Here is a 14,262-nt window from a genome sequence, read left to right on the forward strand (position 1 = left end):
GATATGCGGATAATGCTGACTGGTGATGTGGTAGGCAAACCGGGGCGCAAGGCTTTTGCCCAATATACGCCACGGCTGCGCCAGGAAAAAAACATCGACGTGGTCATTGTCAATGGGGAAAATTCTGCCGGCGGCAAGGGCTATACGCGCAAGTCTTTGGATGGTCTGTATCATGGCGGCGCTGATATCATCACTTCGGGAAATCACGTCTGGGATAAGAAGGATGTGCTGGAATTTATCGATAGCGAACCTTTTCTCATTCGTCCGGCCAACTATCCCGAAGGAACGCCGGGGAAGGGCTATTGTATCTATCCCTTTAAGGCGAAAAACATCGGCGTGATAAATCTTTCCGGCCGGGCTTTTATGCCGGCGCTGGATTGTCCCTTCCAAAAGATTGAGGACATTCTGCACGAGATTAAACAGGAATGCGATATTATCTTCCTGGATTTTCATGCAGAAACCACATCGGAAAAAATGGCGATGGGCTGGTATCTTGACGGCCGGGTAAATGGTGTCGTGGGCACGCATACCCATATTCAGACGGCTGATGAACGTGTTTTGCCGCAGGGTACGGCGTATATCACGGACTTGGGCATGGTCGGCCCGTGGAATTCTATTTTGGGCGTCAAGACGGAAATCATTCTGCAGAAATTCACGACAGCTATGCCCTGCCGTTTTGACCTGGAAGAAAGCGGCCCCATGGTCTATTCGGCGCTGATTGTCGATATTGACGATGCGACGAATCGCACAACGGGTGTGGAACGCATTATGATAACAGAATAAAGCAAATAACCATAAAGATTTTTTCATGAGGCAGGAATTTTTCCTTGTACGCAGAATAATAAGTTAGTATCAAATAGGTGTTGTTATAGGAAAATCGTAGACAATGTTGCAGTTTTGTTGCAAGAGAGGACGTGTGCTAATCATGGAAATCTTGAAAGTATCTGCTAAATCTAACCCTAATTCCGTGGCAGGGGCGCTGGCTGGCGTGCTCCGAGAGCATTCCAGTGCGGAAATGCAGGCAATTGGTGCCGGAGCGCTCAATCAGGCAGTAAAGGCTGTGGCCATTGCCCGGGGATTTGTGGCTCCGCATGGCATTGACCTTATCTGCATTCCGGCCTTTACCGATATCAATATCGAAGGGGAGGAACGGACGGCGATTAAATTGATTGTCGAACCGCGCTGAGCAGGGTACAGGAGTGACATAAATGGCAAGTGATTTGCACATGCACACGACGTTTTCCGATGGCAAACTGACACCGGAAGAACTCGTGGCAGCGGCAAAAGCTGCCGGTCTCAAATACATAGCCATCACTGACCACGATACCGTGGAAGGTGTCAGTTATCTTTATGAGAACGGAAGTTATCCCACCAAGGGGATACACCTGATACCGGGGATTGAATTCAGTGCTCATCATCCGGTGCGGGAAATCCATATTTTGGGATACAACGTGGATATTTATTATCCAGAGCTTATCGATAAATTAAATGATGTGACGGAGGCGCGCTGGACACGTTTTAGTGAGATGGTGGAAAAGCTGCAGCAGCTGGGGTATCCCATCACCGAAGGTGAGGTGCTGACACTGGCAGGCAGCAGCAAATCCATCAGCCGCTCCCATATTGCCCGGGTACTGGTGAGGAAGAAATGCTTTGCCACGGTACGTGAGGCTTTTAGTGCAGTGCTGCAAAAGGGGAAGGCGGCGTATGTGCCGCATTACCATCTGGAAGTCGAGGAAATCATCGCCCTTATCAAGGCTGCTGGTGGTACGCCGGTACTCGCCCACCCCAAACTGGTCGGTGATGATGAACTGGTGCGGGATTTGTGCCAGCGTGGCATTGAAGGTTTGGAAGTATTCTATCCCCAGCACGATGCGGAAGATACGGCGCGCTATTATATGATGGCGAAGGAATTTAATCTGCTGCCCTCGGGAGGGTCAGACTACCACGGTTATCCCACCAGATATCCGGCGGAGATTGGCCTGTTTACGCTTGAGGATAAATGGGCAGAGGCTTTTTATCGTAAGCTGGGAAAATTTAGTTAAGATTTAGTAAGTAGGAATTTAGTCAGGAGAGCAGTATATGGATGTGATAGCTTTAGTCGGGCCCAGCGGCACCGGCAAAAGTCACCACGCGCTGATTGTGGCGCATCAAAATAAGGCAGATGCTATTATTGATGACGGAATCCTGATTAAGGACGGCAAGATAGTGGGAGGCCATTCGGCTAAGAAGGAGCCCAGCAAGATTATGGCTGTGCGCCGGGCTATTTTTGTGCTGCCCGGTCATGCTGAAGAAGTACAGGCCGCCATTAAGGAGGCTAAACCGCACCGGATTCTCATTCTGGGGACTTCGGAAAACATGGTCTTTAAGATTGCCAAGGCCTTGCATTTGCCTCAGATTGCCAAAATTATTCATATTGAAGACGTGGCGACCAAGCAGGAAATGGCTATGGCGCAATTTCATCGTCTAAAGGAAGGCAAGCATATCATTCCGGTGCCCACCATTGAATTGAAACCGCATTTTTCCGGTTATCTGGTGGACCCCCTGCAGACATTGTTTAAGCGGTCATCAACCAAGCGCCGCCGTTTGGGTGAAAAATCCATTGTGCGGCCGGTATTCAGTTACTTCGGCAAGCTCAGCATCGATGACATGGCCATAAAATCCATTGTGAAAGCCACAATGAAGAAGATGGAAGTTGTCACCAAAGTGGATGGCCTGAAAGTGGAACATCTTATGCACGGTGATGAGGACCAGGGCCTGATGATTGTCTGCGATGTGGTGCTGACCTATGGCAACCATATTCCCACTTTGCTGGCCAAAGCGCAGCAGGAAGTGCGGGAGGCTGTGGAGTATATGACGGGCATGATAGTCCATGAGGTCAATATTCGTGTAAAAACCTTATATGTGAAAGCATAAAAATCCGGTCAACTTTTGTTGACCGGATTTTTTACGCCCTTAACGCAGGGAATTGATGATAATCAGGAGCAGCGTCAGCAGCTGTCCGCACAACGCTCCCCAAGGGGGCAGGAAAGGAACGCCCAGAGGGAAGAGGAGGCCGGCGGCTGCCGGGATGGTTATAAGCCAGGCCGCAACGGCGATGGTTTTGTTTTGGGAAACGCGTTTTAAGGTGTTCTGACTGATATCAATCAGGGTATTCAAATCCCATAATTGACCGCTTTTGATAAAGATGGCACCCGGAGTCTGGGGCTCGGGGGGAGTTTCGGCAGGTGTGTGCTCGTCAGCTGCCGGAGCAAGCTCGATGGCTGTGTCAGCGACAGTCTGCAGTTCGGGGGGGATAATGCCGCGTTCCACAATGGCTACGCCCGTGCCGCGTGCTTTGAGCAGCTGCAGTTCCCGGACCTTGCCCTCAGGGCTCAGCTGACTGTGTACATCATCTAAGCCGGCCTTGCGCCCCAAAGCCTCAGCTGTGCGCTTGTTCTCACTGGTCAGCATGATAAGGCGCAAGTGGCGGCGTTTTAACTTGCGCAGGGTGCGCATGGTATCATCGGCAATGCCGTCATCGATGGCAATAATGCCGCGGCAGTATTGCCCGTTGGCGACAAAGACCGTGATGTGGCCGCGTTGTGCCAGCTGGTCGTTTTTGGTGACCAGGTCCGCCGGTACGCTGATTTTTTCGTGTTTGAGCCAGGGCAGGCTGCCGACGCGCAGGGAGTTGCGGCCGACGATGGCCTCGACGCCGCAGCCGGGAATTTCGTTGAAGGTCGTGGCGTCCAAAAGATTTATATTGCGCTGATGGGCTGTCTCATAAATGGCCTGGCCAACAGGATGGACGGCCTGCTTTTCGGCGGAGGCCGCGAGGGCCAGCAGGGTGTTCTGACTGACGCCGGCCGGGCAGAGTGAGGCGACATAGGGACGTCCTTCCGTGATGACGCCATGCCGGCTCAGTACCAAGGTGTCAATGGTGCTGGCTGCGAGAAATTGTTTTTGGGAAGGAATGTCGATATCCGCCTGGTCAGCCAGGCGGCGTCCCTTAATAAAGGGGAGATAAGAACTCAGCAGCCAGGGAATGGGCAGGGCGGCGATAAAGGTAGTGACCGCTATATAAGTGATAATGGGAATGGACTGGCCGTTGCTGAACCAGTAATAGCTCGTGAGAGCAGCTGTCAGCAGCGGCATAATTATATAAAGAATACAGCTTAGATATTTTTTCATATTTATCCCTCGTTTCTCTTATAGCATATTCGGCATGGAGCAGGCGTTTCCCTTTTAAAAAATATTTGTATTACCATGGTGATTTATGTATAATGAGGTATAGTGATGCTTTAAATAGGAGTATCATGTATAACGGGGAGGTTATTTTTAGTATGATTGGTGACAAGTTACGCAACGAACGCGAACGTCAAAAATTAACTATTCAAGATATCGCCAAAGGAACGAGTATTCGTTCCGTGTATATAGACGCCATTGAAAAAGGTGAATACGATAAACTGCCGGGCAAGGTTTATGCCAAGGGGTTTGTCCGTAATTACGCCTCATTCCTGCGGATGGATGCCGATGCGGCTGTACATCAGTTTTCCGAGGAGAACCATCCGGAAGATGTAGCAGCTGCCGTCGAAACGGAAGAACGCCTGCAGGCAGCAGAAGAACGTACCCGTAACGAAGTGCGGAATAAACTGGCTACGGGCAGCGACTTCCGTGAACACGTATCAGAAAGCAACAACCGTCAGAATGCCTGGCTGATTGCCGTGATTGTTTTACTGGTGGCAGGCGGTGCTTATTTCCTGTTCGCCATGGACGATGGCAATACGGCCAGCAAGGCTCCGGCTAAACAGGTAACGCAATCGGCCAAGAAAACTACCAGCAGCAAACCGGTGGAAAAGAAACAGGAAGAGCCGGCTGTTAATGTAGACGGCGTAGAGCTGATGGCCAAGTTTACTGACCGCTGCTGGACGCAGGTCGTAGCTGACGGCAAGACCGTTTACGAAGGCACGATGGAGGCTGGCAAGTCCGAAACCTGGAAGGGCAAAAGCAAGGTCGTTATCACGGCCGGTAATGCCGGTGCTGTTGAACTGAGTGTCAACGGCAAGTCTATGGGCAAGGCCGGTGATGTAGGCCAGGTTGTGGAAAAGAGCTTTACGCCTGATGGCCAGGCTGATGCTGCTAGCAGCAAGGCAGACAAAAAGGATAGCAAGAAGTAATGAAAGATTTTTTGCCAATCAGCAAAATAGATATGGCTGACCGGGGCTGGGACGAATTGGACTTCGTCTTTGTCTCCGGTGATGCCTATGTGGACCACCCCAGCTTTGGCCCGGCTATTCTGTGCCGGCTGCTGGAAAAGCATGGTTATAAGGTAGGGATTATTCCCCAGCCGGACTGGCATTCTACCAGGGATTTTAACCGCCTGGGAAAACCACGGCTGGGGTTTCTTGTGTCTGCGGGGAATATGGATTCCCTGCTCAATAAGTTTACGGCAGCCAAGAAAATGCGTCATCAGGACGCTTATTCACCGGGGGGACGCTCTGGTTATCGCCCCGAACGGGCGACTATTGTCTATTGCAACCGCCTGCGGGAGCTGTATCCTGATGTGCCCATCATTATCGGCGGCATTGAGGCCAGCCTGCGGCGGCTGGCTCATTATGATTACTGGTCTGATAAGGTCCGCCGTTCCATGCTTGTGGACAGCGGTGCTGACCTGCTCATATTTGGCATGGGTGAACGGGCTTTACTGCAGGTGGCAGCTGATTTGCAGCAGGGCGTGGAAATCGGCAATATTCAGGATGTGCCGGGAACCTGTTACAAGGTGCCCAATATGGATTATGTCTGGGATTATCTGCCGCTGCCCTCGTTTGCCGAGGTGGCGGCGGATAAAATGCAGTTTGCCGCTGCCTTTAAGCTGGAGTATCTGGAACAGGACGCCTTCCGCGGCCGCAAGCTGGCCCAGCAGAATGATGAATGGTGTGTGGTGCAGAATCCGCCGGCCAAACCATTGTCCGAAACGGAAATGGACGAAATCTATGATTTGCCCTATCAGCGGACCTGGCACCCCATTTATGACAAGGACGGCGGTGTACCGGCTATTGCGGAGGTACAGTTCAGCCTGCTGAGCCAGCGCGGTTGTTTTGGCGGCTGTAATTTCTGTGCGATAATCTCCCATGAGGGGCGGATTATTCAACGGCGCAGTCATGCCTCCCTGCTGCGTGAGGCCCGGATACTTACCCGGCAGCCGGGCTTTAAGGGCTATATCCATGATGTGGGCGGCCCTACGGCAAATTTCCGGCGCACGAGCTGTGACGGACAGCTGGAGCGGGGAACCTGCCGTGGCAAGCCGTGCCTCTCACCGGTGCCCTGTAAGAATCTGATAGCTGACCATAGCGATTATATAAAGCTGTTACGTGAGCTGCGCGCAATTCCCGGGGTGAAGAAGGTCTTTGTCCGTTCCGGGGTGCGGTTTGACTACCTGCTGCTGGCCAAGGACGAATTTCTGGAAGAATTGTGCAAGTATCATATCAGCGGTCAGTTGAAGATAGCGCCCGAACATATCACTGACAGGGTGACGCGGATGATGGGCAAGAGCAATCGTAAAGTTTATGAGCGCTTTGTCGATAAATTTACGGCGATGAATAAGAAATTGGGCATGAAACAGTATCTGGTGCCCTATTTCATGTCCAGCCATCCCGGTTCCAAACTCGAAGATGCCATTGAACTGGCCGAATTTATCCGGGACCGGGGCTATCATCCCCAGCAGGTGCAGGACTTCATTCCGACGCCGGGAACCCTGTCCACCTGTATGTGGTATACGGGGATAGACCCGTTGACGGGAGAGGCGGTGTATTCTGCCAAGTCCCATGAAGAAAAATTGATGCAAAGAGCTTTGATGCAGTATTGGCTGCCTAAAAATCAGGCTATTGTGCGTAAGGCCCTGACCAAGGCCGGGCGGTTGGATTTAATCGGCTATGAGAAAAAATGCCTGGTGCGCCCGGAGAGCAAAAATGACAAGTCAAAAATGACAGGTCAAAAAGCTGGCAGGCCCAAAAACAATGTGAAAAAGAAGGTGCGGCGATGAGATGCCCATATTGTAAAAATAATGACAGTCGTGTTATTGATTCCCGGTCGGCAGAAGAAGGGGCAACTATCCGCCGCCGCCGTGAATGTACTGCCTGCGGACGGCGGTTCACCACTTATGAAGTGGTGGAAAAGCAGCCGCTGATGGTAGTGAAACAGGACGGGCGACGGGAAGTGTTCAAACGGGAAAAAATATTAAACGGTATTATCCGTGCCTGTGATAAACGTGATATTTCCCTCGAGAGTATTACCAATCTGACCAACGAAATCGAGCGCGATATCCGCAATACGATGGAACAGGAAGTGTCCACCAGCGATATCGGCAAATTGGTGATGAACCGTCTGAAGGATTTTGATGAAGTGGCATATATCCGTTTTGCGTCCGTGTATCGGAAGTTTGCCGATATCAGCAGCTTTATGGAGGAACTGCGTGAGTTGCAGGCCCATAAGACCAGTGGCAATGGTCATGAGTAAGGAATGATTGTGGAGGAGTACAGCAGTTGGCTTGGCAGTTAAAACAGGAGTTAAAGGAAACTTTGGCGGCAGAGGAAGGTTATTACCGCTATCCTTTGGGCACCCGTCTGCCCGTAGCGCTGGTGTATCCTAATTCATATTTTGTGGGCATGTCTAACCTGGGGCTGCATATAATCTACGAACTGCTGAATAAACGCAGTGATACGGCTTGTGAACGAGTGTTCCTGCCGGAACGCAAGAGTTTGGAACGCTATGAAAACACCAGAACGCCGCTGATGAGCATTGAAAATCAGCTGCCTTTGCTGCAGTTCCCCTTGCTGGCGTTTGTGCTGTCCTTTGAAATGGATTACTTCAATGTCGTAAAAATGCTGACGCTGGGCAAGGTAAAGGTACGGGCCGAGGAACGCGGTGATATGGACCCCGTGGTCATCGCCGGCGGCCCGTGTGCAACTTTTAATCCCGAGCCTTTGGCAGAGGTTATTGACGCTTTCATCATCGGTGAAGGGGAAGTAATTATGCCGGCTTTTATGGATACGTTCTATAAGGCCCGGCAGGAAGGCGTCAGCCGTCAGCAGCTCCTGCAGCGGCTGGCGCAGGTGCCTGGCGTTTACGTGCCAGCGTTATATGAACACCGTTATGAAGATGACCGGCTGATGGCGGTAATTCCGCAGGACGGTGCGCCGGCCAGTGTTTCCCGGCAATGGGTACGTAATCTTGACGAGTATCCGGCCCATACTGTGGTGCGGACGGAAAATACGGAGTTCAACTTCTATCTTATCGAAACCGCCCGGGGCTGCGGCCGCCATTGCCGTTTTTGTATGGCCGGCTACTGTTTCCGCCGTCCCCGTAACCGTTCCTTGGACGTGGTGACCAGGGAGGTCAAAGAGGCGCTGCAGTATAAAAAGCGCATTGGCCTGATGGGGGCAGCGATTTCCGATTATCCGGAAATCAATGAACTGTGCAAGGATATTCTGGGTGAAGGTTTATCCATGTCGGTAGCCTCTTTCCGGGCCGATTCTGTCACCCGGGAATTGGTGGACTCGCTGGCACAAAGCGGTCTGAAAACCCTGACGATGGCGCCGGAGGCTGGCAGCTCCCGTATGCGTGCCATTATCAACAAGGGCATTGAGGAAGAACATCTCTTCCGGGCCATGGATATGGGACTGCAGGCCGGGATACGTCACTTCCGCCTCTATATTATGGTCGGTCTGCCTTTTGAAACCGATGAAGATGTGGACGCCATTGTTGACCTGGCCGGCCGGCTTAAAGACTACATGGAGGAGCAGGGCAGCAAGGGCACGCTTACCCTCAGTGTCAATCCTTTTATCCCCAAGCCGTTTACGCCGTTCCAATGGCTGCCTATGGCCGATAAGAAATATGTGGAACGGGCCTTTAAAAACTTGACGCAGGGGCTGCGTAAGCGTAAAAATATTATCGTGGGCGTGGAATCTCCCAAGGAGGCCTACATTCAGGGCGTACTGGCCAGGGGTGACCGCCGGGTAGGGAAGGCGCTGCTGAAGGCCTGTGAACTGGGAGGCAGCAAAGCCTTTAAACGCGCGTTGAAGGAATGCGGCCTGCAGGCCGCAGATTATCTGTACCGGCGCCGGGAAGAACATGAAGTGTTCCCCTGGGAGGTGCTGGATATGGGCTTTACCAGGGATTATATTTACCGGGAGCTCGGCAAGGCTGAGGCCCTGCAGCCAACCTTGCAATGCTTTGCGGGCTGCCATCGTTGCGGTGTATGTTAGTACAGCATATCTATACACTGATTTAGACGTTTTTTTAGTTTATATATGGACGCTGGGTTACACCTGTGTTATTTTATAATAGTAGGTGATAATGTGAGTTATGTACTGGAACACTTAGGTAATAATCTATGGCGGGGGCGTTTTACGTCCTTTGACGAAAAAATTTGTCAGCATGGCTTTGCCGGCAGACTGGGGGGCGTAAGCAGCGAACCTTATAAATCGCTGAACCTCGGACTGCACGTCGGGGATAATCCCGAAGATGTCTGGCAGAACAGGCAGATATACTGCCAGTCACTCGGCCTGCCGGCCGCCAGGCTGGTTACGCCGGAGCAGATTCACGGTGACAGGATTGTCCGTGTCACGGAAGAAGATGCCGGCCGGGGGGCAAAGGAATATGCTGATGCCATCGCCGGTACAGATGCACTTATCACAGATGTGCCGAACCTGCCCTTGTTCCTCTGCTTTGCCGATTGTACGCCGGTGGTTTTCCTGGACCCGGAAAAGCGGGCTATCGGGATAGCTCATGCCGGCTGGAAGGGGACGGTGGCTGGTATTGCCGCCAAGACTGTGGCGCGGATGACGGCGGAGTTCGGCTGCAAGCCTGCGGATATAATTGCTGGTATTGGTCCGGCCATCGGACCCTGCTGTTATGAGGTCGGGGCAGAGGTCGCCGCTAAATTCCGGGAGGCTTTTCCTGAGGACAGTGAGGCTGTTATCAAGTCTGATAATGGCAGGCTGCATGTGAATCTTTGGGAGGCCAATCGCCGCCAGCTGTTGCAGGCAGGCTTAAAGCGTGATAATATCGAAATGGCTGATACCTGTACGGCCTGTGAACATCAATGGTATTTTTCCTATCGGGCTGACGGCGGCCGGACGGGGAGAATGGCCGCCATTATCGCTTTGAAGGGGGACTGACCATGAGTCATGATATTGCCAAAGCCTATCAGGATGTGCTGGCGGAAATCGCAGCAGCCAAGGCCAGGCGTACCGAAGTGCCCCGGGAGGCAGAGGTAACGCTGGTGGCTGTGACCAAAAATCACGATGTTGCGGCTATGCAGACAGCCATTGCTGCCGGTGCTGTTCACGTGGGGGAAAACCGTGTGCAGGAGGCAGCGAAGAAGTACGCGGAAATCGGTGCTGCTGTCAAGTGGCATATAATCGGCCATTTGCAGACAAACAAAGTCCGGCAGGCCGTGAAGTTTGCTGATTTAATCCATTCGGTTGATACCCTGCATTTGGCAGAAACCATCGACAGTGAGGCTGCCCGTATCGGCAAGGTGCAGGACGTGCTGGTGCAGGTTAATCTGGCTAAGGAAGATAGTAAATCCGGTGTCTACGCCGAAGACCTGGAGGATTTGCTTTTTAAGGTTGACAGCCTGCCTAACCTGCGGCTCAGGGGGCTTATGTGCATGGCGCCTCACTATGAGGACGCAGAACTGTGCCGCCCGTTGTTCAAAAATATGTATAAAATTTACAAAAAGATACAGGAGTTTGACTATCAAAGGGCGAATATTAACTATTTGTCAATGGGAATGACCAATGATTATCAAATTGCTGTAGAAGAGGGGGCTAATATCGTTCGTGTAGGCACAGCGATATTTGGGCCGCGTCAGTATTAAAAAGGGGACGAATCATGAGTATTATCGATAAAGTCTGTGGAAAAATGGGGCTGATGGACCCTGTTGATGATAAACTGGATAAGTATGACAAATATGATAAATATGAAGAAGATTTAGGCACAGAAGAATCAGATCTGCGGGAAGAAGAGGAAGAGAGATTTGATATGAGTCATGAACGCAATGATAGTGCCCGGAATGTGGTAGATTTTCAGTCGGCAGCATCTGCCCGGGAGAACGGAACTGTCACTAATATGAAGATGAAGGTTATTGTCATCGAGCCCAAGACCTTTGATGATGCCCAGCAGGTAGCCAACAATCTGCGTGAGAAGAAACCTGTTGTCATCAATTTTGAAAAGACTGAGGCCGAAGACGCCAAGCGCATTATCGACTTTATCAGCGGTACGACCTATGCCTTGAACGGTGAAATCAAGAAGGTAGGGCATAATGTATTCCTGTGTGCGCCGAGCAATGTCAATGTCAGCTACACGGAAGAAGAACGCAAGGTATCTACGGAAATGCCGTGGCTGAATAAGTAAGAGACGGCGGTAATACTCATGGGTAGTGAACAAAAAGAAAAGTTAATCCGGTTTTATAAAGGCACCGAAGGTGAAGAAACCGTAATTAAATTAGTGGACCTAGCTGAAAATGTTCAGCGTACGCAAAAATTCCGCCTGTCGGGGTTTCTTGACCCCTATGGTCAGGAAATTGCGGAAACCGTAGCTGCCAACTACGGCAATATCCGTGTGGATTTTGCCGGCGGCTATCAGGGGGCTGAACGCGCCCGGGCTGTATTTATACACGAGGATTTTGGCGGCACGCCGGCTGGCTTTGACATTGACTGTATCAAAGCCCAGTGGAATGGCCAGTTTGCCCGGCTCAGCCATCGTGATGTCTTAGGGGCTTTGATGGGGCTGGGTATTGAGCGTGACTGTATCGGTGACCTGCTCGTGACCAATGACAGTGTACGCATTTTGTGCCAGACGAAGATGGCGGAGTTTCTGCTGCTGAATCTGACGAAAATCGGTGCTGTGGGTGTGGAATGCACCCGGGCGGATCTGGCAGAAATCGCCCCCAAGGAAGAACGGTGCAAGGAGATTCGCGCTACCGTGGCCTCCCTGCGCGTCGATTCCATTGCGGCCGCTGGTTTTGGTTCGTCACGCAGCAAGGCCGCCTCGGATATTGCTGCCGACAAACTCAAAATAAACTGGCAGCCGGTCAAAAGTGCCTCGCAAAACGTCAAAGAGGGGGATATCCTCTCCATGCGCGGCCGCGGCCGTCTGGAAGTGGCTGAGGTCAGAGGCACGACGAAAAAGGGCCGCACTGTGGTGGTCTTAAAAAGATATTTATGATTACATAGAAGTTTCCTGCGGAGAATGAGCCGCAGGAAATTTTTTTTGCGTTTTATTAAAAAATTTGGTAAAGGAATTAGCGAAAATAAAGCGAATAGTACATAATGTGGTTTTGTCATGGCCTTTTTTAAGCGTGGCAGAAAATAGCAGGAGGTATGAGCATTTATGTTAAGCAGAAGAAAATTTTTGCAGCTGTTGATGGCTGGTGGCGTGACGGTAGCTTTTGATGGGCTGTCCTGTGTGCAGGCCTTTGCGGCAACGGGGGATACGGTAAAGCTGACAATTTTGGGTACAAGCGACGTGCATGGCCGGTTTATGCCCTGGGACTATGCTACGGATACGGAGGACCGGTCCGGCAGCCTGGTGCAGCTCTATACAGCTATCAAAGAGATTAGAAAGGAAACCCCCAACGTTATTCTGGTGGACTGTGGAGATGCCATTCAGGATAACAGTGTGGAGCAGTTTAATACCAAGCCGCAGCAGCCGATGATGGTGGCGATGAATGAAATGGGTTACGATACCTGGACAATGGGCAACCATGAGTTTAACTTTGGCCTTGATGTGCTGAAACATGTTACGGACCAGTTCAAGGGGCGGTCCCTGTGCGGCAACGTCTACTGGAGTGACGGCCGCCGTTATCTGCCGGCCAGCACCGTGGTGGAAAAAGCCGGGATAAAGGTGGGCATCATCGGTATCAATACGCCCATGATTACCGAATTTGAAAAGGATACTGACCACCTAAAGGGTGTGACGGTTAAAAATCCGACACAGGAAACGCGCAAGGCGATTGCCGAACTTAAGGGCAAAGCTGATGTGCTGATTGGCGTTATGCACATGGGACTGGAAAATGAAAACAATAATCCCGACACCAGCGTTACGGACGTAGCTAAGGCTAACCCCGAACTTACAGCTATTGTCGCCGGTCATATGCATAAGAATGTCAGCAGTGCCACTGTAAATGGTGTGCTGATTTCCGAGCCGTACAAATACGGCCAGATGCTCACCCGTATCGACTTGACCTTAAAACGCAGTGGTGACAGCTGGAGCGTCAGTGAAAAGACCGCCAAAACCATTCCAGTTAAGAACTATGCCAGCGACAAGAAACTCGTTAAACTGCTGGCACCGTTCCATGCTGCTGCCAGAAAGACCGCTAATGAAGAAATTGGCGTGGTTAAGGGAATGAATATGGTGCCGCCGGATTCTATGCCGGGTATCAGCGAAGTACAGGTAAATGATACACCGCTGACCAATTTCTTCAATGAAGTTCAGCTTTATTACAGTGGCGCTGATGTAACGTCTGTCATCATCAGCCGTGATAATGCGCAGATGGCTGTAGGCCCGGTACGGCGCAAGGATATTGCCTTTAACTACCAGTACACCGGCGGGGAAACGACCATCTTTGAAGTCAGCGGCAAGGACCTGCGCGCTTATATGGAATGGTCGGCAGAGTATTTCAATCAGAAACAGCCGGGCGATATTGCCCCGAGTTATAATCCGGTACGCCGGGCCTCCAAGTACAGCACCAATGATATCTTTGGCGGCGTGACCTACATCATAGACCTGACCGCTCCGGCCGGCAAACGTATTAAAGACCTGCGGCTGAAACGTACGGGCAGGCTTATCGAGGATAACGATACGATAAAACTGGGCATGAATGCCTATCGTATGCACCAGCTTACGGCCAAGAACGGTATTTTTGCCGGCCGGCAGTTCAAGCAGCTCTGGACAAGTATCGAGGCCATGGGGGAAACAGAAGGTACTATCCGCAATATGTCTATCAGGTACATCCGGGAAGTGAAGAAGGGTGTCATCGAAGTCAAGCCGGTAAACGACTGGCATATCGAAGGCTTTGACAGGCAGTCGGCCAGCTACAGAAAGGCAGCTGAGCTGCTGCGTGCCGGGAAAATCAAACTTCACAACTCTGCCGATGGCAAATACACCAATATTGTTTCCCTTAATGAGAAGGATATAAAATAATATGATGAACGGTGGCGGCCTTAACTGGCCGCCATTTGTATTGTGGCGTTTTGGGAAAAAATATGATAAGATAAA

Annotated in this window: 14 protein-coding genes; 13 read left to right on the forward strand and 1 reads right to left on the reverse strand. The window is 51.3% G+C overall.

The features are described from left to right. Positions 1-3: 3 nt before the first annotated feature. The 4 genes from DL94_RS0102720 (at position 4) to DL94_RS0102735 (ending at position 2,913) form a co-directional block, all read left to right on the forward strand. Entirely contained in the window at positions 4-783 is a 780-nt protein-coding gene (locus DL94_RS0102720) for a TIGR00282 family metallophosphoesterase (RefSeq protein ID WP_028128830.1), read from the forward strand. 142 nt (positions 784-925) lie between these two features. Next, complete coding sequence (locus DL94_RS0102725) at positions 926-1,186, forward strand: stage V sporulation protein S (protein WP_014423788.1); 261 nt, start codon at positions 926-928, stop codon at positions 1,184-1,186. Between the two features lie 22 nt (positions 1,187-1,208). Next, a complete protein-coding gene (locus tag DL94_RS0102730; protein WP_028128831.1) occupies positions 1,209-2,042 on the forward strand; it encodes a PHP domain-containing protein in 834 nt (277 codons plus the stop codon). 37 nt (positions 2,043-2,079) lie between these two features. Next, positions 2,080-2,913, forward strand: coding sequence for an Asp23/Gls24 family envelope stress response protein (locus DL94_RS0102735; protein ID WP_028128832.1), 834 nt, complete (start codon positions 2,080-2,082; stop codon positions 2,911-2,913). A gap of 39 nt (positions 2,914-2,952) precedes the next feature. On the opposite strand, the gene DL94_RS0102740 is transcribed toward DL94_RS0102735, so the two are convergent. Further along, positions 2,953-4,170, reverse strand: a complete 1,218-nt coding sequence (locus DL94_RS0102740; RefSeq protein ID WP_028128833.1) for an HAD family hydrolase — start codon at positions 4,168-4,170, stop codon at positions 2,953-2,955. 152 nt (positions 4,171-4,322) lie between these two features. Here DL94_RS0102740 and DL94_RS0102745 point away from each other — a divergent pair, with 152 nt between their 5' ends. The 9 genes from DL94_RS0102745 (at position 4,323) to DL94_RS13985 (ending at position 14,187) form a co-directional block, all read left to right on the forward strand. Continuing rightward, the gene (locus tag DL94_RS0102745) at positions 4,323-5,156 is read left to right on the forward strand and encodes a helix-turn-helix domain-containing protein (RefSeq protein ID WP_028128834.1); all 834 of its coding nucleotides are present in this window, start codon (positions 4,323-4,325) and stop codon (positions 5,154-5,156) included. Further along, a complete protein-coding gene (locus DL94_RS0102750) occupies positions 5,156-7,021 on the forward strand; it encodes a YgiQ family radical SAM protein (RefSeq protein WP_028128835.1) in 1,866 nt (621 codons plus the stop codon). Before DL94_RS0102745 ends, DL94_RS0102750 begins: the two co-directional genes overlap by 1 nt. Continuing rightward, entirely contained in the window at positions 7,018-7,494 is a 477-nt protein-coding gene (gene nrdR, locus DL94_RS0102755) for a transcriptional regulator NrdR (protein WP_028128836.1), read from the forward strand. Before DL94_RS0102750 ends, nrdR begins: the two co-directional genes overlap by 4 nt. A gap of 26 nt (positions 7,495-7,520) precedes the next feature. Continuing rightward, positions 7,521-9,242, forward strand: coding sequence for a TIGR03960 family B12-binding radical SAM protein (locus DL94_RS0102760; protein ID WP_028128837.1), 1,722 nt, complete (start codon positions 7,521-7,523; stop codon positions 9,240-9,242). A 93-nt stretch (positions 9,243-9,335) separates the two neighbouring features. Further along, positions 9,336-10,157: a peptidoglycan editing factor PgeF gene (gene pgeF / locus DL94_RS0102765; protein WP_028128838.1), complete on the forward strand. Its 822-nt coding sequence runs from the start codon at positions 9,336-9,338 to the stop codon at positions 10,155-10,157. A 2-nt stretch (positions 10,158-10,159) separates the two neighbouring features. Continuing rightward, a complete protein-coding gene (locus DL94_RS0102770) occupies positions 10,160-10,861 on the forward strand; it encodes a YggS family pyridoxal phosphate-dependent enzyme (protein WP_028128839.1) in 702 nt (233 codons plus the stop codon). Between the two features lie 14 nt (positions 10,862-10,875). Then, positions 10,876-11,397 (forward strand): cell division protein SepF, encoded by a 522-nt coding sequence (locus DL94_RS0102775; protein ID WP_028128840.1) that lies wholly within the window; start codon positions 10,876-10,878, stop codon positions 11,395-11,397. Positions 11,398-11,415: 18 nt separating this feature from the next. After that, positions 11,416-12,210, forward strand: a complete 795-nt coding sequence (locus tag DL94_RS0102780; RefSeq protein ID WP_028128841.1) for a YlmH family RNA-binding protein — start codon at positions 11,416-11,418, stop codon at positions 12,208-12,210. Between the two features lie 165 nt (positions 12,211-12,375). Beyond that, positions 12,376-14,187 (forward strand): bifunctional metallophosphatase/5'-nucleotidase, encoded by a 1,812-nt coding sequence (locus DL94_RS13985; protein WP_051586264.1) that lies wholly within the window; start codon positions 12,376-12,378, stop codon positions 14,185-14,187. Positions 14,188-14,262: the final 75 nt, after the last annotated feature.

Origin of the sequence: Selenomonas sp. AE3005 (genome assembly GCF_000686945.1) — a bacterium.
GTDB lineage: Bacteria > Bacillota > Negativicutes > Selenomonadales > Selenomonadaceae > Selenomonas_A.

Excerpts from the sequence above, each read along its gene's own strand:
- DL94_RS0102720 (WP_028128830.1), top strand. The coding sequence starts at position 4 with ATGCGGATAATGCTGACTGGTGATGTGGTAGGCAAACCGGGGCGCAAG.
- DL94_RS0102725 (WP_014423788.1), top strand. The coding sequence starts at position 926 with ATGGAAATCTTGAAAGTATCTGCTAAATCTAACCCTAATTCCGTGGCA.
- DL94_RS0102730 (WP_028128831.1), top strand. The coding sequence starts at position 1,209 with ATGGCAAGTGATTTGCACATGCACACGACGTTTTCCGATGGCAAACTG.
- DL94_RS0102735 (WP_028128832.1), top strand. The coding sequence starts at position 2,080 with ATGGATGTGATAGCTTTAGTCGGGCCCAGCGGCACCGGCAAAAGTCAC.
- DL94_RS0102740 (WP_028128833.1), bottom strand. The coding sequence starts at position 4,170 with ATGAAAAAATATCTAAGCTGTATTCTTTATATAATTATGCCGCTGCTG.
- DL94_RS0102745 (WP_028128834.1), top strand. The coding sequence starts at position 4,323 with ATGATTGGTGACAAGTTACGCAACGAACGCGAACGTCAAAAATTAACT.
- DL94_RS0102750 (WP_028128835.1), top strand. The coding sequence starts at position 5,156 with ATGAAAGATTTTTTGCCAATCAGCAAAATAGATATGGCTGACCGGGGC.
- nrdR (WP_028128836.1), top strand. The coding sequence starts at position 7,018 with ATGAGATGCCCATATTGTAAAAATAATGACAGTCGTGTTATTGATTCC.
- DL94_RS0102770 (WP_028128839.1), top strand. The coding sequence starts at position 10,160 with ATGAGTCATGATATTGCCAAAGCCTATCAGGATGTGCTGGCGGAAATC.
- DL94_RS0102775 (WP_028128840.1), top strand. The coding sequence starts at position 10,876 with ATGAGTATTATCGATAAAGTCTGTGGAAAAATGGGGCTGATGGACCCT.
- DL94_RS0102780 (WP_028128841.1), top strand. The coding sequence starts at position 11,416 with ATGGGTAGTGAACAAAAAGAAAAGTTAATCCGGTTTTATAAAGGCACC.
- DL94_RS13985 (WP_051586264.1), top strand. The coding sequence starts at position 12,376 with ATGTTAAGCAGAAGAAAATTTTTGCAGCTGTTGATGGCTGGTGGCGTG.